General features: G+C 50.3%; 19 protein-coding genes. 1 reads left to right on the forward strand and 18 read right to left on the reverse strand.

Features of this window, described 5'->3' with window-relative positions:
- Positions 1-4 precede the first annotated feature (4 nt).
- Both NIA71_RS10130 and NIA71_RS10135 read right to left on the reverse strand, forming a co-directional pair.
- Complete coding sequence (locus NIA71_RS10130) at positions 5-2,680, reverse strand: valine--tRNA ligase (protein ID WP_253020339.1); 2,676 nt, start codon at positions 2,678-2,680, stop codon at positions 5-7.
- A gap of 909 nt (positions 2,681-3,589) precedes the next feature.
- On the reverse strand, positions 3,590-4,369 hold the full coding sequence (locus NIA71_RS10135; protein WP_148396953.1) for a MerR family DNA-binding transcriptional regulator: 780 nt from the start codon (positions 4,367-4,369) through the stop codon (positions 3,590-3,592).
- A 304-nt stretch (positions 4,370-4,673) separates the two neighbouring features.
- Between NIA71_RS10135 and NIA71_RS10140 the strand changes: the two genes are divergently transcribed.
- Positions 4,674-6,341, forward strand: a complete 1,668-nt coding sequence (locus NIA71_RS10140; protein ID WP_253020340.1) for an amidohydrolase — start codon at positions 4,674-4,676, stop codon at positions 6,339-6,341.
- 328 nt (positions 6,342-6,669) lie between these two features.
- On the opposite strand, the gene NIA71_RS10145 is transcribed toward NIA71_RS10140, so the two are convergent.
- The 16 genes from NIA71_RS10145 to NIA71_RS10220 all read right to left on the reverse strand — a co-directional run bounded on the left by NIA71_RS10145 (position 6,670) and on the right by NIA71_RS10220 (position 21,406).
- Positions 6,670-7,410, reverse strand: coding sequence for a peptidylprolyl isomerase (locus tag NIA71_RS10145; RefSeq protein ID WP_148396955.1), 741 nt, complete (start codon positions 7,408-7,410; stop codon positions 6,670-6,672).
- A 15-nt stretch (positions 7,411-7,425) separates the two neighbouring features.
- Complete coding sequence (locus tag NIA71_RS10150; protein WP_148396956.1) at positions 7,426-7,911, reverse strand: SseB family protein; 486 nt, start codon at positions 7,909-7,911, stop codon at positions 7,426-7,428.
- On the reverse strand, positions 7,908-8,585 hold the full coding sequence (gene larC / locus NIA71_RS10155; protein ID WP_253020341.1) for a nickel insertion protein: 678 nt from the start codon (positions 8,583-8,585) through the stop codon (positions 7,908-7,910). The genes NIA71_RS10150 and larC overlap by 4 nt, the downstream gene beginning before the upstream one ends.
- Positions 8,586-8,597: 12 nt before the next feature.
- A complete protein-coding gene (gene larB / locus NIA71_RS10160; protein ID WP_253020342.1) occupies positions 8,598-9,344 on the reverse strand; it encodes a nickel pincer cofactor biosynthesis protein LarB in 747 nt (248 codons plus the stop codon).
- Positions 9,345-9,423: 79 nt separating this feature from the next.
- Positions 9,424-10,206 carry a ZIP family metal transporter gene (locus NIA71_RS10165; protein WP_148396959.1) on the reverse strand — a complete coding sequence of 261 codons (783 nt, stop codon included), beginning with the start codon at positions 10,204-10,206 and terminating at the stop codon, positions 9,424-9,426.
- 459 nt (positions 10,207-10,665) lie between these two features.
- Complete coding sequence (locus NIA71_RS10170) at positions 10,666-10,806, reverse strand: CDIF630_02480 family spore surface protein (protein ID WP_148396960.1); 141 nt, start codon at positions 10,804-10,806, stop codon at positions 10,666-10,668.
- 94 nt (positions 10,807-10,900) lie between these two features.
- Positions 10,901-11,974, reverse strand: a complete 1,074-nt coding sequence (locus NIA71_RS10175; RefSeq protein WP_148396961.1) for a M42 family metallopeptidase — start codon at positions 11,972-11,974, stop codon at positions 10,901-10,903.
- A gap of 10 nt (positions 11,975-11,984) precedes the next feature.
- The gene (locus tag NIA71_RS10180; protein WP_148396962.1) at positions 11,985-13,361 is read right to left on the reverse strand and encodes a Na+/H+ antiporter NhaC family protein; all 1,377 of its coding nucleotides are present in this window, start codon (positions 13,359-13,361) and stop codon (positions 11,985-11,987) included.
- Positions 13,362-13,671: 310 nt separating this feature from the next.
- Positions 13,672-14,529 (reverse strand): bifunctional 5,10-methylenetetrahydrofolate dehydrogenase/5,10-methenyltetrahydrofolate cyclohydrolase, encoded by an 858-nt coding sequence (locus NIA71_RS10185; protein ID WP_227755567.1) that lies wholly within the window; start codon positions 14,527-14,529, stop codon positions 13,672-13,674.
- Positions 14,530-14,555: 26 nt separating this feature from the next.
- On the reverse strand, positions 14,556-15,185 hold the full coding sequence (locus tag NIA71_RS10190; protein ID WP_148396964.1) for a cyclodeaminase/cyclohydrolase family protein: 630 nt from the start codon (positions 15,183-15,185) through the stop codon (positions 14,556-14,558).
- 205 nt (positions 15,186-15,390) lie between these two features.
- Positions 15,391-16,425, reverse strand: coding sequence for an ADP-ribosylglycohydrolase family protein (locus NIA71_RS10195; RefSeq protein ID WP_253020343.1), 1,035 nt, complete (start codon positions 16,423-16,425; stop codon positions 15,391-15,393).
- The gene (locus NIA71_RS10200; protein WP_148396966.1) at positions 16,418-17,446 is read right to left on the reverse strand and encodes an ADP-ribosylglycohydrolase family protein; all 1,029 of its coding nucleotides are present in this window, start codon (positions 17,444-17,446) and stop codon (positions 16,418-16,420) included. The genes NIA71_RS10195 and NIA71_RS10200 overlap by 8 nt, the downstream gene beginning before the upstream one ends.
- Before the next feature lies 1 nt (position 17,447).
- A complete protein-coding gene (locus NIA71_RS10205; protein WP_148396967.1) occupies positions 17,448-18,503 on the reverse strand; it encodes a substrate-binding domain-containing protein in 1,056 nt (351 codons plus the stop codon).
- 259 nt (positions 18,504-18,762) lie between these two features.
- A complete protein-coding gene (locus NIA71_RS10210; RefSeq protein ID WP_148396968.1) occupies positions 18,763-19,698 on the reverse strand; it encodes a carbohydrate kinase family protein in 936 nt (311 codons plus the stop codon).
- The gene (locus tag NIA71_RS10215) at positions 19,695-20,645 is read right to left on the reverse strand and encodes an ABC transporter permease (RefSeq protein ID WP_253021298.1); all 951 of its coding nucleotides are present in this window, start codon (positions 20,643-20,645) and stop codon (positions 19,695-19,697) included. Before NIA71_RS10215 ends, NIA71_RS10210 begins: the two co-directional genes overlap by 4 nt.
- A 5-nt stretch (positions 20,646-20,650) precedes the next feature.
- A complete protein-coding gene (locus tag NIA71_RS10220; protein WP_148396969.1) occupies positions 20,651-21,406 on the reverse strand; it encodes an ATP-binding cassette domain-containing protein in 756 nt (251 codons plus the stop codon).
- Between the last annotated feature and the right edge of the window lie 5 nt (positions 21,407-21,411).

Consider the following 21,411-nt stretch of genomic DNA (forward strand, 5'->3'; position numbering starts at 1 on the left):
CTCCTTAAAACTTTCCTTCCACCATTGCCAGCCGGTCACAAACCTTGGCCAGCATGTCTTCATATTTTGCTAATTTTTCTTTTTCCGCGTTGACTACTTTTTCCGGAGCTTTCTTTATAAAACCTTCGTTGGAAAGCTTGCCCGTAAGCCGCTTTACTTCCCCTTCCAGTCTCTTCTTTTCCTTTGTAAGCCGTTCGAATTCTGCTTTATAATCCACCAGATCATCCAGCGGGACGAAGATTTCCGCGCCTGTGATTACAGCGGACATAACCTCCTCGGGTACCTCATCCTTGCTCTGGGTAAAGGTGATCTGGGTAATGTTGGCCAGGTTTCTAATATACCGTTCGCCGGCTTTTACTGTATCCAGCTGCTGTCCCTGTGCCAGGATGACGGCGCTCAGCTTTCTGCTGGGTGCTGCGTCGGCTTCGGCGCGGATGTTACGGATGCTGCGGATGGCGTCCATGGCCATCTCCAGCTTCTTCACTTCTTCTTTATAGGTCAGGGCCTCATCGTATACGGGCCAGCGTTCTTTAATTAGGAAATTGTGCGGGTTATCTTCGGCCGGCTGATCCTTTGGCAGGAATCCCCAAATTTCTTCCGTAATATATGGCATGAACGGGTGGAGCATGCGCAGCATGTCTTTCAGCGCCCGCACCAGCACGCAGCGGGCCGTTTCTTTATCCGCTTCATCGTCCCCGTAGAGCCGCCCCTTTACGATTTCGATATACCAGTCGCAGTATTCATTCCAGATCAGCTCGTAAACCCGCTGTCCGGCCAGAGCCAGGTCGAATTTTTCCATGGTTTCCGTCACGTATTTTGCCGCGTCGTTCACTCTGGAAAGGAGCCATTTATCTTCATCCTGCAGTCCGTTGTTCTTCATGGTTTTAAAGTTGCCGTCCTCATCCTGCAGGTTCATGATTACGAATCTGCTGGCGTTCCACAGCTTGTTGGCAAAGTTTCTGGAGCTTTCCAGCTTGTCCTCTTTAAAACGCATGTCATTGCCCGGCGTAATGCCGGTGGTGAGCATGAACCTGAGGGCGTCCGCTCCGTACTGGTCGATGATCTCCAGGGGGTCGATGCCGTTGCCCAGGGATTTGCTCATCTTGCGGCCTTCTCCATCCCGCACCAGGCCGTGGACATAAACATATTTGAACGGTGATTCGCCCGTTGTTTCCAGGGCGGAAAATACCATGCGCACAACCCAGAAGAAGATGATATCATAGCCCGTCACCAAAACGTCGGTGGGATAAAAATACTTGAGGTCCTCAGTTTCTTCCGGCCACCCCAGGGTGGAGAAGGGCCACAGAGCCGACGAGAACCAGGTGTCCAGCACGTCTTCGTCCTGCTTGAGATTGGTGCTGCCGCATTTACTGCATTTCTCCGGCGCCGACTCAGCTACGATGATCTCGCCGCAATCCTGGCAGTACCAGGCCGGAATCCGGTGTCCCCACCACAGCTGACGGGAAATGCACCAGTCCCGAATCTCTTCCAGCCAGTGGAGATAAGTTTTTTCAAAGCGTTCCGGCACATGGATCAGCTTGCCGGTTTTGGCAGCTTCGATGGCCGGTTTTGCCAATTCTTCCATGGCTACGAACCACTGGTCCGACAGCATGGGCTCGATGGTAGTTCCGCAGCGGTAGCAGCCGCCTACCGGAATTACCTTTTCTTCTATTTTTACCAGATAACCGGCTTCTTTCAGGTCGGCTACCCAGGCTTTTCTGCATTCATATCGATCCATGCCTTCGTATTTTCCGGCCAGGCTGTTCATGGTGGCATTTTCGTTTATGCAGCAGATGCTTTCCAGATTGTTTCGCTGTCCCACTTCAAAGTCGTTGGCGTCGTGGGCCGGGGTGATCTTCACGGCTCCGGTTCCCTTTTCCGGATCCGGGTATGGGTCAGCGATAACGGGAATTTCTTTTCCAACCAGCGGCAGAATCACGTTCTTTCCCACAAGGTCTTTGTATCGCTCATCATCCGGATGCACAGCAATGGCCACGTCGCCGAACATGGTCTCCGGTCTGGATGTGGCAACTACTACTCCTTCGCCGCCGTCAGCCGCCGGATAGCGGAAATACCAGTAGCTGCCGTTTTTATCTTCGTGTTCTACTTCGGCGTCAGACAGGGAGGTTCCGCATTCCGGACACCAGTTGATGAGCCGGTTTCCTCTGTAAATGTATCCTTTTTCGTAGAGCTTGACAAAGAAGTGGTTTACCGCTTTGTTACATCCTTCATCCATGGTGAAGCGTTCTCTGCTCCAGTCGCAGGAGTCGCCCAGCTTTCTGCACTGCTTGGTGATCTTGCCGCCGTAAATGCGCTTCCAGTCCCAAGCTCTCTTGAGAAAGGCTTCTCTGCCGATCTCTTCTTTTTCAACGCCTTCTTCTTCTCGCAGCTTTTCTACGACTTTTACTTCTGTGGCAATGCTGGCGTGGTCGCTGCCGGGAAGCCACAGAGCGCTATAGCCCTGGAGCCGTTTGAAGCGGGTCAGTACGTCCTGAAGGGTTTGGTCTAGGGCATGTCCCATGTGCAGCTGTCCGGTAATGTTGGGCGGCGGCATCACGATTGTGAATGGTTTCTTGCCCGGATCCCTTTCTGCTTTAAAGGCTCCGCTCTCTTCCCACATGGCGTAGATGCGGTCCTCAAAATCCTTTGGATTATATGTCTTTGCCAGGTTTTTCTCCATTTCTTTCTTCTCCTTTTATTTGTAATGAATTTGCAAGCTGCGCCCGCATTTGTCTCAATCTATTGCTTGCGCCGGCGGCCTCGGCGGCCTGCCAGGGCCTGTTTTCAGTTTTTTTGCCGATTTCTATTCGAAATGGGCAAAATCCGGGTGCATGTCCATATATAAATGGAATTTTTCTCAAATTCGCTCTTTCGCAAGCTACTAGTTTGCAGTGCGTGACGCATTTATTGGCGAAAGTTTGCGCTAACCATCCGTAAAATGCTCGGCAGTGGGCCCATTTTCGCTGAAAACGGCCAAATTTATATGGACTTTGGTTTCAAAAAGGCACATTTCGAATAGAAATTGCATTATTTTTTGTTTTTGGCAGCCTCGGCGGCCGGGCCGGGTGCTGGGTGCTGGGAAAATTTAGTTAAAGTTCGTAATTTTTACGCAAAGTTGTGGGTTCGCTAAGCCTTATCTTGATAAGCAGCGTGTTTGGCCGCTGATCAGCCAATTTGAGGGGGCTCAATCGTTGAAAAAAGCGTAAATTTTTAAAGCTTTTTTCGTTTTTTACCCAACCTGCCCAAAAACTAATAATAAAAAAACCGCCCTTCAAGCTCTAAAGGACGGAAATTCCGCGGTACCACCTTTATTCCGCAGCCTGTTAAGGCGCGGCCCTCATTTGCCGGCACGAAGACTCCAAAGCAACCTTCAGAAAACGTTTCCCTTAAAGATCTTTCAGCCGCGGATCTTCTCTCTGTTAAGGACTATTTCCCTACTCCTCTTTTTCACTGCCTTCTATTTTATTGCATAGAACTAGTTTAACGGATTTACGGAATTTGTCAAGAGGAGATTTCCCCATGCTGCAAAGGTTTCGCCAAGTAAGCCGCCACATTTCCGGACACCTCTGTTTCCAGCAGGCGCCACCTGTTACAGCTGCGCATAAACTTCATTATAAAAGCAAGGTCCTTGGAACTCTTCATCATAGGCCGTAAGCAAGAAGTGGCACAAGAGCTCTTTGGGCTTTGAATAAAGCCGGGCGATATTTCGGACATGGGGCTCAATGTAAGGCCGCAGAGACTCAATCTTGTATGGAAACACCAGCTCTTTTGCGGGAGCTTTGAGCAAAAAAACGACATAGCTGGCATCGGTCCTGCCTTTTTGCAGCAGAACTTTTCCATACGAAAAATCTTTGGGCACAGAAAAACCGTATTCCAATGTCTCTTGATCTCCGGTTAAAGAAATCATCGCCACAAATTCGGTCAAAAGGGGTTTGCCATACTTGATGAGCGCCTCTTTATCATTGGGCGTGGAAACGATCTTTTCCATTCCCAGTTTGCTCTCTGAGTAGGGGCGCATGGCCAATTCCTGTATCCGATCGAGGCCCGCCCGACGCTTTTCGATTCTGGTGCGCATGGCCTGGAGCTTTTCTATTTCTTCCTGGATCCGCAGGTCGGATGCCCGAAGGGTCTGCTCGATTTGCGAAAAATCCATGGAATACAAGTCTTCCAGCTCACTTTTGTTCCATCCCAGATTATGATAAATATCCATATCGCAGACATAGGATAAGTCATCAAAGAAAAACTCTTTGTAATTGTTGCCATCGTTTCGTTGAAGATGGATTAAGCCCTGCCGTTCCCAGTAGCGCAATGTGGTAATGGGAATATCAAACATTTTGCTTACTTCTTTAAGCGAAAAGGGATAACTCATATTCTTACCTCTCCCCTATAATTTGGGCATTTTAGGTCTAATGGATGCAAAGTTTCTATTATTTTATCCCAAGCAAAATTTATTGTCAATTACGTGATTTTTTATCAAAAAAGCACCCCTTTCATCTTTTAAATTTCGACGCCTCTTAAAACGCAAAAAATTTAAAATATTCTGTTGACTTGACACTAGGTGTCAGGATTATTTTATAAATAGAAAGCTTCCTGACCAAAGTGATGGGAAAAGTTCAGGAGCCTGCGGTTCTTATCATCCATGGGCCGGCGGGCGCAAGAAAGGAGATCCATTTATGAAACATGCTGATTTAATTTTGAAAAACGGAGTTATCCAGACCATGGTCGGTGATACGACAGCAGAGGCAGTTGCTGTGATCGGTGGCGAAATCGTTTATGTAGGCGGCAATGCCGGCGTCGAAAGCTATTTGGGCGCAGATACCAAATTGATCGATCTGGACGGCAAATACGTTACGCCGGGGTTTATCGACGGCCATACCCATGAGGTCATGTCTTTAATCGATGCGGATACGACCTTGAGCTTTGAAAACATCCCGCCCTCAATGGAAGCATACACAGAGGCTTTTCAAGCCTTTGTCGATGCCCATCCGGACAATCCCATGTATTACGGCGACGGCTTGGATATCAATGCCTTTCCCGACGGGGCCGTCACCAATGAGTGGCTGAATAAAATCTGCCCCGATAAACCGGTGTCCATTACGGACATGTCCCGCCACGCGTCTTTGCTCAACGCAAAGGCCATGGAAATGATCGGCCTGGACAGCACCACGCCCGTTCCCAGCGGCGCCAATATTTACAAATATGAAAACGGCGAGCCGACGGGCTTTATTGTCGATGGCATTTCTCTCATGGAAAATCTGCCTCAGCGGGAGCATACAAAGAAAAAATTCCACGATGCCTTCCTCAAGTTCCAGGAAGAATGCAGCTCCTTCGGCATCACCGGAATCGATGTGGCCGCAGCAACGATTCAGGACACGGAAGCCTGGGAAGTGTACAACCAGATGGAAAAGGACGGCGAATTAAAGCTGAGAGTCAATTCCACCGCAATGAATTTTGAAGAGCGAAATGTGGATGCATCCGTGGCCAAGGAATACATCAGCAGGCTGGATGAATATCAATCCTTTAATTCGGATTTTCAGAAGATTTCCCAGGCCAAGGTGGTCTTTGACGGAGTTCCCGAGGGCAAGAGCGCGCTGCTCCTGGAACCGTATGCGCCGGAGGCCGGTGAAGCCGCGGACTTTAAGGGCGATGCCTACAGCGACCCTGAAAGCCTCAAAGAATTTACAGCTCTTCTCAACGGGGCAGGCTATCAGGTGCAAATTCATTCCATGGGCGATGGCGCAGTGCGCTGTGCCCTGGATGCCTTTGCGTATTCGCGCAAGGTTAACGGAGACAAGGATTTTCGTAACATGATCGCCCATGTTACCCTTATTACGGAAAGTGATATGCAGCGAATGGCGGATTTGAAGGTTATTGGGACCATGCAGCCGCTGTGGTGGTATTACGATCCTAATTTCTCGCCTCTGGAGGAAATGATGTTCGGCACCGAGCGGTTTGAGCGGGAATACCATATTCGCGATATGATGGATGCGGGCATCAAAATCACAGGCTCCATGGACTATCCGGTGCAGCCTGACTACCGTCCCCTCAGCGGGATCGAGGTAGGCGTGACCCAGTGCTCCCCATATCCGGGGGAAAAGAATGATCCCAAGTATACGAGAAATCCCAAACAGGGGGTTACCGCCAGGGAAATGTTGGAGTGCTATACAATCAACGGCGCCTATGAAATGAAGATGGAGGACATGATCGGCTCCATCCAGGTGGGTAAGAAAGCGGATATGGTGGTGCTGGAACAGAACATTTTGACCTGCGATCCCAAGACCATCGCCCAGACGAAAGTCTGCTGTACGATTATGAATGGAGATATTGTATATCAGTGTTGAGATTGCAGCTGGGTATGAAGCAGTGGTGGTGTGGCTCGGCCGAAATTTCATATTTCCGGAAAAAAATGAAAATAAATTCAAGTATTTACGCAGTTTTCAACGATTATACCCTCTCAAAATCAGCCAGAAGCACCAAAACCTGCTTCTTCTCAAGATCAGACCCCGCAAATCCACAACTTTGCGTAAAAACTAAAACTTTTCAATAAAATTTTCCCGGCCCGGATCAATCGGACTCGACTAGCGCGCTTCGACATTCTGCCGAAAAAGGGGCTGAGCGCATTCATCTCTCATTTGAATGCGCTCAGCCCCAATTTATTCCTGCTGTTTCTTAGTCAGCCATGTACGTTTCTTTCAGTTCATTGATCTTTTCGTTGAAAGCGACAGCTCTTTTCTGCTGCAGCATCTGCTGCGCGATCTCGTTCTTAGCTTCGTCAAAGGTCTTTGTTCCCGGAGCATTCTTCTGTTCAACCTTAATCAGATGATAACCGAATTGGGTTTTGACCGGTCCGACCACTTTGCCGATTTCCGCAGCAAATGCGGCATCTTCAAACTCTTTGACCATCTGGCCTTTTCCGAATTCACCCAGATCTCCGCCCTTCTCTTTGGACGGGCAGGATGAATACTTTCCGGCAGCATCCTCAAAGGAGGTTTCCTGGTTTTCGATGGCCTGGTAAATCTCATTTCCTTTTTCTTCCGAATCAACGAGGATGTGTTTTGCCTGCAAGGTTTCACCTTTTACAAATTTTTCTTCGTTTGCATCAAAAAAGGCTTTTGCTTCCTCTTCCGATACGGACACGCTCTCCAGAACCCTGGTCATGGCCATCTGGGATAAAACCTCTTTTTTCAGGCTGGACATGATGGTTTTGAACTCATCCGTCTCATCTATCTTTTCGTCCTCGCCCATCTTGGCGAACAGCTTTGATGCGATGAACTGCTCCATAAGCTGCTCTCTTGCCTGGGGCTGAGACGCATACGCCCTCTGCTCCTGGGGGATCTTCTGCAGAAACTCGTTAAAATCCGCCTGAGTAAGTTCTTCTCCTGCGACAACTGCCAATACTTCCTGACTCATAATTTTTCTCCTTTTTTACGCCTGATTTTCATCGGCCTGTTTTTTCATATCGTCAATCATACCTTGAATCATCTCTTGTGTAAAGCAAATATTATCGCCCATCGGATTAATTACAAATCCGCGGACCGCTTTACCCTGGCTTAAAATCATATTCGCCAAATCTTCAAAGTCAACGATCATACTGTGCTGGTTCTGTTCCTGACTGCATTTGCGCAGTTCTTCGCCGTGGGTGAACACCGGATAGTACAGATCCCCATTGGTGGCCTTGATCAACTCAAAACTAATGGTTGTGTCTTTTTCCAAAACCACTTGTCCGTCTTCCCCTTCCACCACCGGATCTCTGTCCAGATTGATAGGCGCCAGCAGTTTGGCCCGCACCACTTCATTGAGCATTTTCACGGTGTTTTCCTGTGAACCATCCTTCTTTACGGCAGCTATGGTCCCAACCAGTTCGTCGTTGCGAACCGGCTTGGGCGCTTCCGTCATTTTTGCATCTGTCATTTTTCTTCTCCTTGTATCAGGAAAGCTTTCAGGCCTTCTTTGCCTGTGTCACGCCCTCCCTTTGCTGCTGCGGTTTTAACAATTTTTCCCGGAGGCATTTCCTCCGCATATTTGGCTCCGATCCCCATCAGGATCCCCAGCCCGGAAGGCGTTACCAGCTCTGTCTCGATATCATCCGTAACAAACACATAATCGCAAGTCTGCCGCATCGCCATAACCGCCGGCACCGGCACCGGAATTCTGCCGTGGCTGCACTGGATAAACCCGGTTCCGTCGTGAATCGGCGAGCAATAAATTCGGGAAACACCAAGGCTTTCCAAAGCAGCGGCAATGCCTGTGATGTTGCGGATTGCCTGATCCCGTCCCACCTCATGAAAATGTACATCCAAAACCGTGGTCCCGTGCACCTGAGCCTCGCCCTTTGCGATCACCTCATAGATAGCAAGGACGGTTTTCTTTATCCCGGAGGATAAATCACTGTTTTCAATCAGCGAAATGATTTCCCGGTGGCTTCTGTGACTATGATGGTGCCCATGGTCATGTTGGGCCGAATTCTGGGAATGCCCGGGCAATTTCAGCTTGTCCGCTTCATCGGCCTTTCCTCCCAGTCCGATCAGCGCTTTCAGGATCATATCGCTGCTGACACCGCTGGTGCAGTCAAAATATAAGTTCATCTTCACTTTCTCCTATATGCGATTGATATTGGATGCCAGGTATGCGGCTCCAAATCCGTTGTCGATATTAACGATGCCCACGCCGTTGGCGCAGCTGTTGAGCATGGAAAGCAGCGCCGCAATTCCGCCCAGATTGGCGCCGTAGCCGATGCTGGTGGGAACTGCGATCACAGGACGTTCCACCAGTCCTCCGACTACGCTGGCCAGGGCGCCCTCCATTCCCGCGACCACAATGACCACGTTGGCCTTTCGGATCAGCTCCAGCTTGGCAAAGAGGCGGTGAATACCAGCCACGCCCACATCGTAAATGCGGTCCACTTTGTTACCCAAGGCCTGTGCGGTGATGGCAGCTTCCTCCGCTATCGGGATGTCGGCCGTACCGGCAGTCACCACTGCGATGGACCCATCCTGATGAGGAAGGGGATCCCGCATAACGACAATCATGCGTGCATCCTCATGGTATTCCGCTTCCGGAAGGACACGCCGCACTTCCTCATAGTCCGCTTTGGAAGCTCTGGTCCCGATAATATTTTTATTATGCACAGACAACTCTTTCATGATTGCAGCAATCTGCGAAGGCGTTTTTCCCTGACAAAAAACAGCCTCCGGATAACCTGTCCGAAGGCTCCTGTGATGATCCACATTGGCAAACCCCAAATCTTCAAACGGCAGTTCTTTTAATATTTCCACCGCATCCTCCGGCTTTCTTTCGCCGGCAGCCACCTGGTTCATCAATTCCGTTAAATAGGCTCGATCCATATGTACACCCCCTCAAGTCAGATGGGATTATTATACCACAACCAGAGGCCGCTTGGAACCGGAAATCAAAAAGGATGCTTTATCCTAGGGCCACATCCAGAACCATCATGATGACAAACCCCACGGCAAAACCGATGGTTCCAATGTTGCTGTGGGTTCCCTGGCTGGCTTCCGGTATCAGCTCTTCCACCACCACATAGATCATCGCGCCTGCGGCAAATGCCAGAAGATAAGGAAGAATCGGCGTTACCAGCCCGGCCAGCAAAATGGTGATCACTGCTGCCACCGGCTCCACGACTCCCGAAAGCGTTCCGTAAAGAAAGGCTCTTCCCCGGCTCACTCCGCCGTCGCTCTTTAAGGGCATGGAAATAATGGCGCCTTCAGGAAAGTTCTGAATGGCGATGCCCACGGCCAAAGTCAAAGCGCCTGCCATTGTGATTTCACTGCTGCTGGAAAGGGCCCCGGCAAAGATGACGCCCACGGCCATCCCCTCGGGTATATTGTGCAAAGTAACCGCCAGCACCAGCATGGTCGCCTTTTTCATCTTCTCTTTTTTGGGTCCTTCCGGACTCTTGGCTCCCAAATGAAGATGAGGAATGCTTCGGTCCAGAATCAACAGAAAAAACACGCCCACCAGCACGCCCGCAGCAGCCGGCAGGAAGGCCAGCCCGCCCATGTTCTGGGACATTTCAATGGAAGGCATCAACAGGGACCAGACCGATGCCGCGATCATCACCCCGGAAGCAAATCCCAGCAGCGCTTTCTGCAGGGATGGGCGAATTTTCCCCTTCAAGAAAAAGACACAGGCCGAACCGGCCGTCGTTCCGATCAATGGTATCATCAAACCCCAAAAGGTCATCATAATTGTTCCTCCATGTTTTGTTTTTACCTATTATATATCCCAAATGGGGCCCACTCAAACAATCGGCCGCTTAGGTGGGGCAGTACTGCTGCATCTGGGGCTTCGATGGGGCGTGCTGCCAGGCCGGACCAATCGGCAAAAAACTTTTTTTGTCGATTTCTATTCGAAATGGCCTGATTTGGATTCAAAGTCCATAGAAAAACAGAAAATTTTGCTGTTTTCGCAGCAAACCGGGCTGGCAATCGTCATTTATTTGCTGTCCATAGGTACGTGCAAGCGATTTATATGTGGTTAATTTTATATAACAATTCGATTACACCTGTCTGACATGTGATTTCATATGGACATTGGCCTCCAAAAGGCTGGTTTCGAATAGGTTTTGCGAAAATTTTTATTTTAGAAAATTTTGAAGCTGTCCACCAACAGCTTTCTTGCCGTTGATAGACAGCTTCTTGTTTTTCACATTTCTTTAAAGTCCACCCAATCTTTTGCATCCTCCACATCCTGCTGGGACGGAATGTTGACTTGGGAATCCTCTTCCAGCTCGTCCATATCCGCCAGCGGATAAGTGCGGAATGCTTCTTTTAATTTTTCTGTCATGGTTCTTTCTCCTTTTCCTGCAATCGATCGCAGGCTTAGGCTTCCCCATGAACAAGAAATCATGCGTGGTTTTGCCTAGAAGCCAACTATCGGTTTAATACTCCTTCAAGAAGTTGACCAGCAGCTGGACTGTGTTTTCCATGTCATCCATATTGATGGTTCCAACGGCAGTATGCATATAACGCTGCGGAATACATACGCCTCCTGCCAAAACGCCTCCTCCGGCCATAGCTGCGGACCAGGCATCTGTACCGCCGCCGGTCATGACTTCCCTCTGGTAAGGGATGCCGTGTTTTTCCGCTGTCTGTATGAGCTTTCTGGTCAGCTTGCGGGGAACGTTGTTTCCGGTGGCGCCCAGGATCGGGTCCCAGTCGTAATATTTGATTCCCGGGCCGTCACCCATTTTTTCTGAACATTTATTGATTTCCACGCCCGGCGTATCTCCGGTGAGAGTCACATCAATGGCCAGGAACAGCTCCGGATTCAGTCTTGTGACCAGCGGGCCGCCGCTGCGGATCCCCACTTCTTCCTGAACCGATCCTACGACGCAGATGGTCTGCTCAAGATCAGCATCCTGCAGACGTTTCATTACCTCCACCAGCACTGCGCACCCGGCTCTGTCGTCCACCGATTTGCCGGTATAAAACTTGCCGTCGTTGAGTACGTAGCCTTCTCTGGCAAATCCCATATAGTCGCCCACTTCAACGCCAAGCGCGTTGGTTTCTTCTCTGGACATGGTTCCGAAATCAACGAAGAGGTCCTCAATTTTAATGACCTTTTCGTGATCTTCCTCCGTCATGATATGCGCCGGCTTGGAACCGGTCACGCCGTAGACTTTTTTCCCGCTGTCGGTCATAACCACCATATCCTGATTCACAGCCGTGCGGTCATCATGATATCCTACCGGCAGGAATCTGGCGATTCCGTTATCCTCGATGTAATTGATGATAAAGCCGATCTCATCCATATGAGCAGAGAGAACGATTTTTCTGTCTCTGTCTTTTCCATATTTGATAAAGATTTGGCTTCCCAGCGGGTCTTCGATGTATTCATCGTACAGACCTTCCATCTCTTTACGCAGCGCCGCCGCTGTCTCTTCTTCATTTCCGGAAACACCAAAGGTATTGTCCAGATGGTATAATGTTTCTAAAATCGAATTGTTTTTCATAATAACTCCTCTACATTGCAAATCCGCAGACCAGATACAAAATCAGGGTCAGGCCGCCGGCGATACAAGCGTAAGGCAGCGTGGCGAACATCAAGTCGATGGATTTGATCTCGCAGCCCTGGGCGCACATGATAACGCCGTCGCCATAAAGACAGGTGTTGCTTCCGAAAGCAGCGCCTGAGAAAACCGCAGCCGAAGCCAGAATTGGATCTACATCCATCGCCGCAGCAAGCGGGATTACCAGCGGCAGAATGATGGCGGCCAAATCCCAGAAGCAGCCAGTCGCATAAGCATAGATACCGCAAACGATAAAGACTACCGCAGGAAGGAACGCGCCCTTCATGATCGGCAGCGTGATGCTGATGATGTAGTCAGCAAGTCCCAGATCCGTATTGACGGCCTGAACGGAGAAGGCCAGAACCGAAAGGATCAGCACAAATCCCATACTGAGAACGCCGTCATAGCAGCAAGTCAGCAGCTCTTTAAACTTAAGCTTGCCCTGTACCAGATACAGCAGGAAGGCAACGATCACGCCTGCAAAGGATCCATATAGGATCTCACTGTCGCACAATAAAGTAACTGCGATCATTACGATCAGAGGAACCAGGAAGTTCCATGGACGGGCTTTGTAGCCTTCCGGCAGCTCTTCCGCTTCAAATCCCGGCTCGATCGCTTCTACGCTTCCGCCAACCGGGAACACATCGCCGGTTTCCTCGGCCCGGATTGAATCCTTTTTAATCATGCCCAATTTTGGAAAAAGGCCCAGAACATGAAGGAATACCAAGATAACCATAATCCAGGCATAGAAGGTCAGTGGCATGGCTTTTAAGTATGCGCCCATACCACTTCCGCCCACTGTGATTCCTTCCGCTTTCAGCAAACCAGCGAAATACACCGCCCATGAAGAAAGGGGAATCAGGATGCAGACCGGAGCCGCCACGCAGTTTACGACGAAGGCCAACTGGGTCCTGGGGATGCGCAGTCTGTCTGTAATTCCTTTCATGGTCGTACCTACGGCCAGATTGTTGAGGTAATCGTCCAGGAAGATGATCACGCCCAGAATAGCCGTACCGGTCAATGCCTGTCTTTTACTGTGAATAAATTTGGATGCCCAGAATCCAAAATCCTTTACCGCATGAGACTGTTCGAACAGTACAATGAGAATTCCGAACATGGCGATTACCAAAAGCAGCCACTGGAGAGTTTCATTGGACATGGACGAATAAACATACTTGAACCAATTGACAACGCAGCCTTTGATACCTCCCAAAATAACTGCGCCCACCGACAACCCGCAGACCATAGCAAAAAGGGTCCGCTTTGTTGTCACCGCGATCACCAGAATGGTCAGAACTGGCAGAACGCTTAAAACACCATATGAATCCATATAGTCCTCCTTAAAATGATAATAGTATTTTCCCAATCTCGTTTCCCATTTCCCTTTTGCCGCCGATGCTGTCATCGGTCAATCCTTTCGTATTATACCATTAAATTCTCATTTCGTCACCATTTTCTCTTTTTCGCGAATGTTTTATCATTATTAATACATTCTTGTGAGTTTTATGTCAATTCCAATTTGTTTCATTCTTTTAAGTCTTGCTGGAGTAAAAAAAACCGATTCATGTTTCGAAAGCATACGGCTCTAAAAGAACCTCTTTGCTGATTTGAAACACAAACCGGTACATCCAATTATTTTATCAGAACATTTCCTGCTGAGCCGCCTCCACCACCTGCAGCATCAGCACGGCTGTCGTTACAGCCCCTACGCCGCCGGGTACTGGTGTAATAGCCTCACACAGCCGGGAAGCGGATTCAAAATCCACATCTCCGCATAAGTTTCCATGCTGGTCAACATTGATCCCTACATCAATTACAATCTGGCTGCCGGTCAGATATCGGCTGTCAATCATTCCTGCTCTGCCCATGGCCGCAAGGATGATATCGCTTTCTTTACAAATCTCCATCATCCGCGCCTCGCCAGTCTTGCTGTGACAGACGGTTACCGTACCGTTTTTCTCCATGATCATCATGGCTGCCGGTTTGCCGATCACTAAACTCCGCCCCAGGACAGCAGCCCGCTTTCCGGCCGGATCAATACCATAGTAGTTAAGAATTTCCATGCAAGCTCTGGCCGTACAAGGTGCAAACCCTCTATGGGATGCGCTAAAAACACCACAAAGCGACCCCTCTGTTATTCCATCCACGTCTTTTTCCGGCTTGAGTACTTTTCTCACGGCCCCATCGTCTATTTGCTTTGGAAGGGGCTGAAAAATCAGGACACCGTGTATAGAGTCATCTTGATTGATCCCCTCCAGATCGCCGATGAGCGTTTCCTGATCAATCGCTTCATCATACACATACTGCCTGACGGTGATGCCTACTTTCTCCGCTCGTTTCAATGCTCCTCGTTCATAAGACAGATCGCTGGGATTTTCGCCCACGCGAATGATAGCGAGACACGGCGCGATCCCCTTCTCCTTCATCTCTTTCACCTGGCTTTGCAATTTTTCTGTCAGCGCATCGGCAACTTCTTTTCCTTTTAAAAGCTGTGTCATCCTATTTTCACCTCACATAAATCGATTTATCTGATTGCGGAAAAAACCTGTTCTAGGATCCGATCGGCTTTTTCCAGATAATCCTTTAACATTTCGTCCGCTTTTCGGTCGGCCGTATCGGCGTATTCCCGGTCCTTCATTGCTTTGGTATTAATGTATACATTCAAGCTGGCGCTTGCAAGAGCCGCCCGGCAAAAGACTGCGCCCGCTCCCGCATCGCTTATTGCCATTGCACTGCCTTTATCCGCGAATTTCCCGCACAAATCAATTCCTTGACAGCATTTTTCCATGATGGCAAGGGGAACTTCACAGGCTGCTTTGAGGGCCTGTTCCATGACCGCGCTTTTTTCTTCCCGCTGTTCCTGGGTTTCCTTTGGCATGCCGTATGCTTGTGCCAGAGGCGCGAAGACCTCCGCATCCTGTTGAACCAGCTGCAACAGCTCCGATTGCAGCTTTTGGGACTGATCCATCAGATCCCGGACCTCTGTTTCCACCGCTTGATATTTTTTCTTGCCTACGGTGAGGGAGCCCACCATCGTTCCCAGGGCCGTTCCCACGGCTCCTACCAGCGCCGAAGCCCCGCCTCCGCCAGGCACAGGTTCTTTGCTGGCCAAAACCTGCACAAAATCTTCGCAGCTCTCTTTGATAAATGCCATTGCCTTACCTCCTTTATCACTGTTTCTATGGCAGGCCGCCTGGATCCGGCCATAAAACGGTTTGATTCTCTGGTATTATAGCATTAAAATGGTCATCCGTCACTGTCTTCTCTGGCTGAGATCATTTTTACCACAAAGCGGCCTGCGCATCTTCCAGTCGAATTTGCGAGGCCGCTATCATTGAAATTGTGTAAACGAACAATAATTATCTCCCGCCGAGGCGGGCTGCCATCTGCATAAGCTGCAGCTGGTTCTCCGCTTCCAGCTGGCTGCACAGCTCCTGGGGGAAACACGTTTCTCCATGGAAACATCCGGCGATTGCTCCGGCAATGGAGGCCGCCGCGCTGGTCTCATCCCCCATGCCTACACCAGCGTAAATGGATTCCATAGCATCACCCTGCTCAGCTATCAGTATTCCAAAAACAGTTGGTACCGTTTCTGCGATGGCCGGTCCGTTTCCGATCTTTTCCCTGAGCTGAGAAAGAATATAGGCTTGATCTCCGGCCTTAAGCGCGATCTCAATTGCCATATCGATTCGTTTTTTCACCGATGGCCCAGGGTAGATCCAGATATCGTGCCGCTTTCGCGCCAGCTCTTCACCTCTTCGTGCGCCGTAAAGCCCTGCCTGGACCAGATTAAATACGGTTGTATTCGCCTTTAAGGCTTCGCTGACTGCGGCAGCTACGGCGCATGCACCCGATATACTCAAAGGATCATCGTGGGAGCTCATGGATATTTCAACGGCATACTCGATGGCCGCATCCAGCTCGCCTCTGCTGAGCAGTCCGGCCGGAAACGCCTTGCAGGCTGCTCCGTTGGAGGACAGGGCATAGTAGTGGCCTTTGAACAGCTTGTTTCCCAAGTGGCCCGCGAATTCCCAGTCGCTCATCTGCTCACTGTCATTCAGCCGCTTTACGGCTTTTCGTGTGGTCATTCCGGCAAATGGTTCAAAATATTCGCTTTTTCCCCATTTTTTCAAAGCCTGCTTTGCAGTCTGCCTGGTAATTTGGCTGTCCTGCTCTAGAATTTCATTCAAAAGAAAATAGGGTATGCTGAAAGCGTCGGTAATCTGTCCGGCTCTTCTGCCCCTGGCTGGAACATAGGGCGGCGGAGCTTTGAATTCTTTTACCGGAGCGCCATACTGTTTTAATATTTGCGATGCGGACATGGTTTCCGTGGCAGCGCCCATGGCATCGCCGATGGCGGCTCCCAGCAGGCAGCCCAGCGTTTTATTATACATCCTGCGCCTCCCTTTCTTGTATCAATCGATGGATTCTCCGAGCCAGCGATTCGATCTTTAGCCCATTGGCCTTTTCCAAAGTAGGCAGAAAATGCTCCGGAAAAGCCTGCCGTCCCTGCAGCGTGCCGGCGATAGCACCTGCGATCGTTCCCACGGTATCCGTATCGTACCCGGCGTTGACAGCGCTGATTATAGTTCCCATGGCCCTGCCGCCGCTGGCGGCGATAAATCCGAAAGCAGCCGGAACAGCCTCTGAAATGTGGAGACCCGTGCCGATCCTCTGGCTGATCTCTGTCATCTTCTCTTCTTCTGTGCCCGGACCTAATCCAATGGCGACCGCCATTTCCATTCGTTTGCATACGGACGGGCCCGCCACATCGCGGGCAATCTCCCGTCCCCGCAGTTCACCCTGCTCTGCGCCAAAAAGACCGGCTTGAATCACATTGTAGAGATCGGCATCCGGCAGCAGAGCCCTGCTTACGGCAGCAGCCACTGCGCATGCCCCCGATAAAGCCAGATAATTATCATGGGTTACCATGGTAACCGTTATGGCGTCTTTTATAGCGCGCCGGGTGTCTCCGCCGCTGATCAGTCCCACGGGGGCGATTTTCATCGCCGCTCCATTGGTAGCCTGGCGGGAGACCAGATTGACGCCTCCCGTTTCTTCAATTGTTTCACCCTTGAACCGGCGGATGGCCAGCCTGGTGGTAGGCCCTGCAAAGCGATCGAAAAACACTGCGTGCTCCGACCAGTCGATCAGCGCCGCCTTGACTGCCTGCTCTGTTACCTGTCCCTTATTTTTCAGAATATGGTCAGCGATGAACCAGGCGGAACTGAAATCATCGGTTACCTGCCCCGGCTCATTGCCCGCGCCGAAGGTGTCCGGCGGCACTTTCTCAAAGTCCGTTACTTTATGTCCAAAATACTCCTCAATCTGCTTCGTTGTCCTTCCCTCTGTGGCCGCTCCCATGGCATCCGCCGCACCGGCTCCGATCAAGCCGCCTAATATTCGATCAAACACGTTATTTCCATCCTTCCATAGAATCTACATTATCCTTATTTACTAAGCTGAGAGGCGTCCAGATCACATCCTCGGACAGTTCATCGCCCTGAATGGCTTTCAAAAGGGTAATTACACCTGCTTTACCAAAGAGATACGGCGACATGGCTACAGTAGCATCCAGCTCGCCTGAGACGATGGAGTCCTTCGCCTCTTCAATAAAGTCAACGCCCACGACCATGACCTGGTCCTTCAGATTCTTTTCCTTGAGAGCTTGTACTGCTCCCAGGGCCATGGTATCATTTCCGCAGGTAATTCCAACTACGTCTGGGTTTGCTTCCATAATGGCGACTGTAGCATCGTAAGCCTTCTGCATATCGAAGTTGGCCGTTTTCACTGCCGCTACATCCATTCCCGCTTTTTCAAAGGCTTTCTTGGCTCCAGTTTTGCGGGCCTCGCTTTGGGTCGCTCCCGGGATGCCTTCGATGACCGCTACTTTGCCTTTTCCGCCCGTTTTATCAATGATATATTCCGCGCCCAGTTTTCCCTGAGCTTCAAAATCGGAGGTAATAAAAGCTTCAATCTTAGCCCCTGCTTTTTTCATCGCATTCTCATCCACACCGTTGCCCACTGCTACTACTGTTACTTTGTCCTGATTGGCTTTGGCGATTCCGGGGATCAAATTCTGCTCGGTCAGGGGAGATACCGCAATTCCGGCATAATCCTTAACCAATAGATTGTTCATAATATCCAGCTGCCCGTCCGTGTCATCTTCCGCATCCGTAGCCAGCACATCGATGGATACTCCATATTCCTTGGCAGCAGCTTCATAGCCTTCCTGCATGGTAATCCAAAAAGAATTGGCCAGTGTACTTTCGATGGCCGCCAGCTTGACGCCCGTGTCCTTGTCCGGCAGCGGAGCCAGCGCTTTCTCCAGATCCGCTTCCGCTTTTTGGAAAGCCGTGTTTTGAGCCTCAGCTTCTTTGGTTTCTTTTCCTTCGTCCTTGCTTCCGCATCCTCCTGCGAAAACCATGACCAGCAGCATACCTACAAGTAAAAGACTAATTTTTTTCTTCATTGTTTACCTCCATTTTCCAGCCTCGTGGCCGCGTCTAAATTATGCTATTGCGATTTTTATCAACATCAGATTGTTTTTTGCAATTTGTTGAGTTGATACTCAGGCTTGCGGGCGGCGCATTCTCGTTTTTAACTCTAACTCTTAAAAATCTCCGAATACAACGCCTGCATCCATTGAAAAAGGCTCAACAATGAGCCATACATGCGCCGTTGTTAAGAAAACGATACTATTCGACAGATAACAACTCGCCTACACAGCTTTATACCCTGCGTATAAAGGCTGCGATGGTTTGCTCATCCGACTTGCAGCGCGGCCCCGCTTTCATACATTTAATGGCCGCCGCGCCGCTGGCGAACCTCAGCGCCTCTTGCTTATTTTTTTTCTGCAGCACTCGGGAAAAAATCAGGCCTCCGGTAAAGCAGTCCCCCGCTCCGGTGGTATCCACCGCCTCTACAGGAAAAGCCGCCTGCCGGTACAGGCAGTCTTTGTCTTTCCAAAAAGCCCCCTCTTCACCGGCTGTACAAATCACGCCATCGTCTATACCGTACTTCTGCCGCACCTGTTCCATCGCCGCCACTGCATCCTCTGTCCCCGTCAGCTGATAATACCCTTCTTTGCCGCTGATGAACAGGCTACAAAGCTTCAGCATTTCTGCGATCTCTTCATCGGAGACAGAGCACTTTTTCATAAAGGACGGAGGGCACTGCATGTTATAGACAACGGGTACATAGCGCTTCTTTGCTTCCCTGGCCAGGACGATCGCTGCCTCTGAGGAAAACATGTCCACATAGAGGCAGTCCATCTCCCCCACAATATCAAGAGGTGCCTGCTCCCTGGTCATGGAAGCCGCGCTGTCTCCCAGATTGGCAAAGATACAATGCTTTCCTCCCGGCGCGGTGATGATATAGGTATGCAGAGTAGTCCCGCCTTCCTTGATGATCAAATAGGTATCATCGACTCCATCCTCCCGCAGCGTACTGCGAAAAACTTCGCCGTATTGATCATCGCCAATCTGCCCGGTCTGATAGGCCGCTGCGCCCAGAGCCGCCAAAGCCGCCGCCACATTGGAAGCGCTGCCCCCGGGTACAAGCTGCTCCCTGCGCAAAATTTCAAATCCATCGTCCCTTGGAAGGGAATCGCTGTCCAGGACTACATCCATGGCTACAGCGCCCAGTAAGAGAACCTTTCCAATCATCCCGCCGCCTCCTTCTTTCTTCTGTTTTTTTCTGAAATGATTACGGAAACCAGAACGATAAGTCCGGTCAAAAGCTGCTGATAATTGGAGGAAATGGCCAGCATGGTAAGACCGTTTTTCATCACATTGAGAATCAAACAGCCGAGTACGGTCCCGCCAATACTTCCCTTGCCGCCCTGCATGAGGGTTCCTCCTAAAATCACTGCTGCGATGGCATACATCTCATATCCGCTTCCCGCAAGGGGATCGGCGGAATTGAGGCGGGCGGTCATGATAAAACCGGCCATCCCGGCGCAGATGCCTGATAGACCGAAAATCAGCATCTTGTATTTGTCTGTATTGATCCCACTCCTGTGGAGGGCTTTTTCATTGGAACCAAGGAATAAGCAGTAATTGCCGAACCTGGTCCTTTCCAGTAAGATCCAGGCCGCGGCCGTCAGAGTCAGGGCGAGGATAACCGGCATACCCACTCCCAAAATCGTGCTGCTGCCCCAAAAAGTAAAACTGGCTTCGAATCCGTAAATTGGGCGGCCGTCGGTGAGCAAGACCGTTCCGCCTCTCAAAATCGACATCATGCTGAGAGTAACAATAAAGGAGTTGACCCTTGCCCTGGCAACAATGGCTCCATTGAAAAGGCCGACGACTCCGGCGGCTGCCACCCCCGCCAGTATGGACAAACCAGACGGCGCGCCCGCTTTGAGACAAAAGGACATGATTACGGCGCTGAAAGCCATCAAAGCCCCGATGGAAAGATCGATACCCGCCGAACAGATGACAAAGGTCATGCCGATGGATAGGATCATTTGAATGGCAGACTGGTTAAGAATATTTAGGCAGTTTTTCCAGCTAAAAAAATAAGGAGAAATTACGCTCAGTACTGCCACCATAACCGCCAGCACCAGAAGCAGCAGCAATTTATAGGAGTTGTTCCGCATCTTCTTTTGCATCGCATTCACTGTCTTTTGCCCCCTTCCTGGGGCGGTTCGGTTCCTGTAATCAGCCCGATTACCTGATCCATGGTACAATCCGCCGTTTTCATCAGCGCAACTGCTTTTCCCTGTCTGAAAACAGCGATCCGATCGCTGATCTGAAAAACTTGGGGCAGGTCGTGACTGATGAGGATAACGCCATAGCCTTCGCTCGCTAATTTTTTGATTAGCTTGAGCACTGCACCGGTTTCTTTAAGACCCATAGCTGCCGTGGGTTCGTCAAAGATGAACAGCTTCCCTCCCTGGTGCATCAGTCTGGCTACGGCTGTACCCTGACGCTGTCCGCCGCTGAGTACGCCCACCGGGGCGGAAAGATCCGGGATATCGATGCCCAATCGATCCACCAGGGCTCTGGCATCTTTCTCCATGGCCTTCTTCCTCAGAAATCCCATTGAAGTCAATTCCTGGCCCAGGAAAATATTAGCACTCACATTTCTGGTATTGGCCAGCGCCAAATCCTGGTATACGGTTGAAATGCCCGCCGCAATGGCCTCTCTGGGGGTAAAGTAGGAATGGGCCTGTCCATCGACGACGATCGATCCCTGGTCGGGTCGGATGGAGCCTGCGAGGATTTTGATAAAGGTCGATTTGCCAGCGCCGTTATCGCCGACAATGGCGAGAATTTCTCCCCGGTAAGCGGAAAGCTCCACGCCCCGCAGCGCGCGCACATGTCCGAAACTTTTTTTGATATCCCTGGTTTGTAATAATGCTTTTTCCATAGCCT

This window comes from Ihubacter massiliensis (assembly GCF_024125305.1).
GTDB classification, from domain to species: domain Bacteria; phylum Bacillota; class Clostridia; order Peptostreptococcales; family Anaerovoracaceae; genus Hominibacterium; species Hominibacterium faecale.

Coding starts and splice junctions, on each gene's coding strand:
- NIA71_RS10170 (WP_148396960.1), bottom strand. CDS start 10,806: ATGACAGAAAAATTAAAAGAAGCATTCCGCACTTATCCGCTGGCGGAT.
- NIA71_RS10205 (WP_148396967.1), bottom strand. CDS start 18,503: ATGAAGAAAAAAATTAGTCTTTTACTTGTAGGTATGCTGCTGGTCATG.
- NIA71_RS10210 (WP_148396968.1), bottom strand. CDS start 19,698: ATGATTGGAAAGGTTCTCTTACTGGGCGCTGTAGCCATGGATGTAGTC.
- NIA71_RS10190 (WP_148396964.1), bottom strand. CDS start 15,185: ATGGCATTTATCAAAGAGAGCTGCGAAGATTTTGTGCAGGTTTTGGCC.
- larB (WP_253020342.1), bottom strand. CDS start 9,344: ATGGATCGAGCCTATTTAACGGAATTGATGAACCAGGTGGCTGCCGGC.
- NIA71_RS10140 (WP_253020340.1), top strand. CDS start 4,674: ATGAAACATGCTGATTTAATTTTGAAAAACGGAGTTATCCAGACCATG.
- NIA71_RS10135 (WP_148396953.1), bottom strand. CDS start 4,369: ATGAGTTATCCCTTTTCGCTTAAAGAAGTAAGCAAAATGTTTGATATT.
- larC (WP_253020341.1), bottom strand. CDS start 8,585: ATGAACTTATATTTTGACTGCACCAGCGGTGTCAGCAGCGATATGATC.
- NIA71_RS10175 (WP_148396961.1), bottom strand. CDS start 11,974: ATGAAAAACAATTCGATTTTAGAAACATTATACCATCTGGACAATACC.
- NIA71_RS10150 (WP_148396956.1), bottom strand. CDS start 7,911: ATGACAGATGCAAAAATGACGGAAGCGCCCAAGCCGGTTCGCAACGAC.
- NIA71_RS10215 (WP_253021298.1), bottom strand. CDS start 20,645: ATGCAAAAGAAGATGCGGAACAACTCCTATAAATTGCTGCTGCTTCTG.
- NIA71_RS10145 (WP_148396955.1), bottom strand. CDS start 7,410: ATGAGTCAGGAAGTATTGGCAGTTGTCGCAGGAGAAGAACTTACTCAG.
- NIA71_RS10180 (WP_148396962.1), bottom strand. CDS start 13,361: ATGGATTCATATGGTGTTTTAAGCGTTCTGCCAGTTCTGACCATTCTG.
- NIA71_RS10195 (WP_253020343.1), bottom strand. CDS start 16,425: ATGTATAATAAAACGCTGGGCTGCCTGCTGGGAGCCGCCATCGGCGAT.
- NIA71_RS10220 (WP_148396969.1), bottom strand. CDS start 21,406: ATGGAAAAAGCATTATTACAAACCAGGGATATCAAAAAAAGTTTCGGA.
- NIA71_RS10130 (WP_253020339.1), bottom strand. CDS start 2,680: ATGGAGAAAAACCTGGCAAAGACATATAATCCAAAGGATTTTGAGGAC.
- NIA71_RS10165 (WP_148396959.1), bottom strand. CDS start 10,206: ATGATGACCTTTTGGGGTTTGATGATACCATTGATCGGAACGACGGCC.
- NIA71_RS10185 (WP_227755567.1), bottom strand. CDS start 14,529: ATGACACAGCTTTTAAAAGGAAAAGAAGTTGCCGATGCGCTGACAGAA.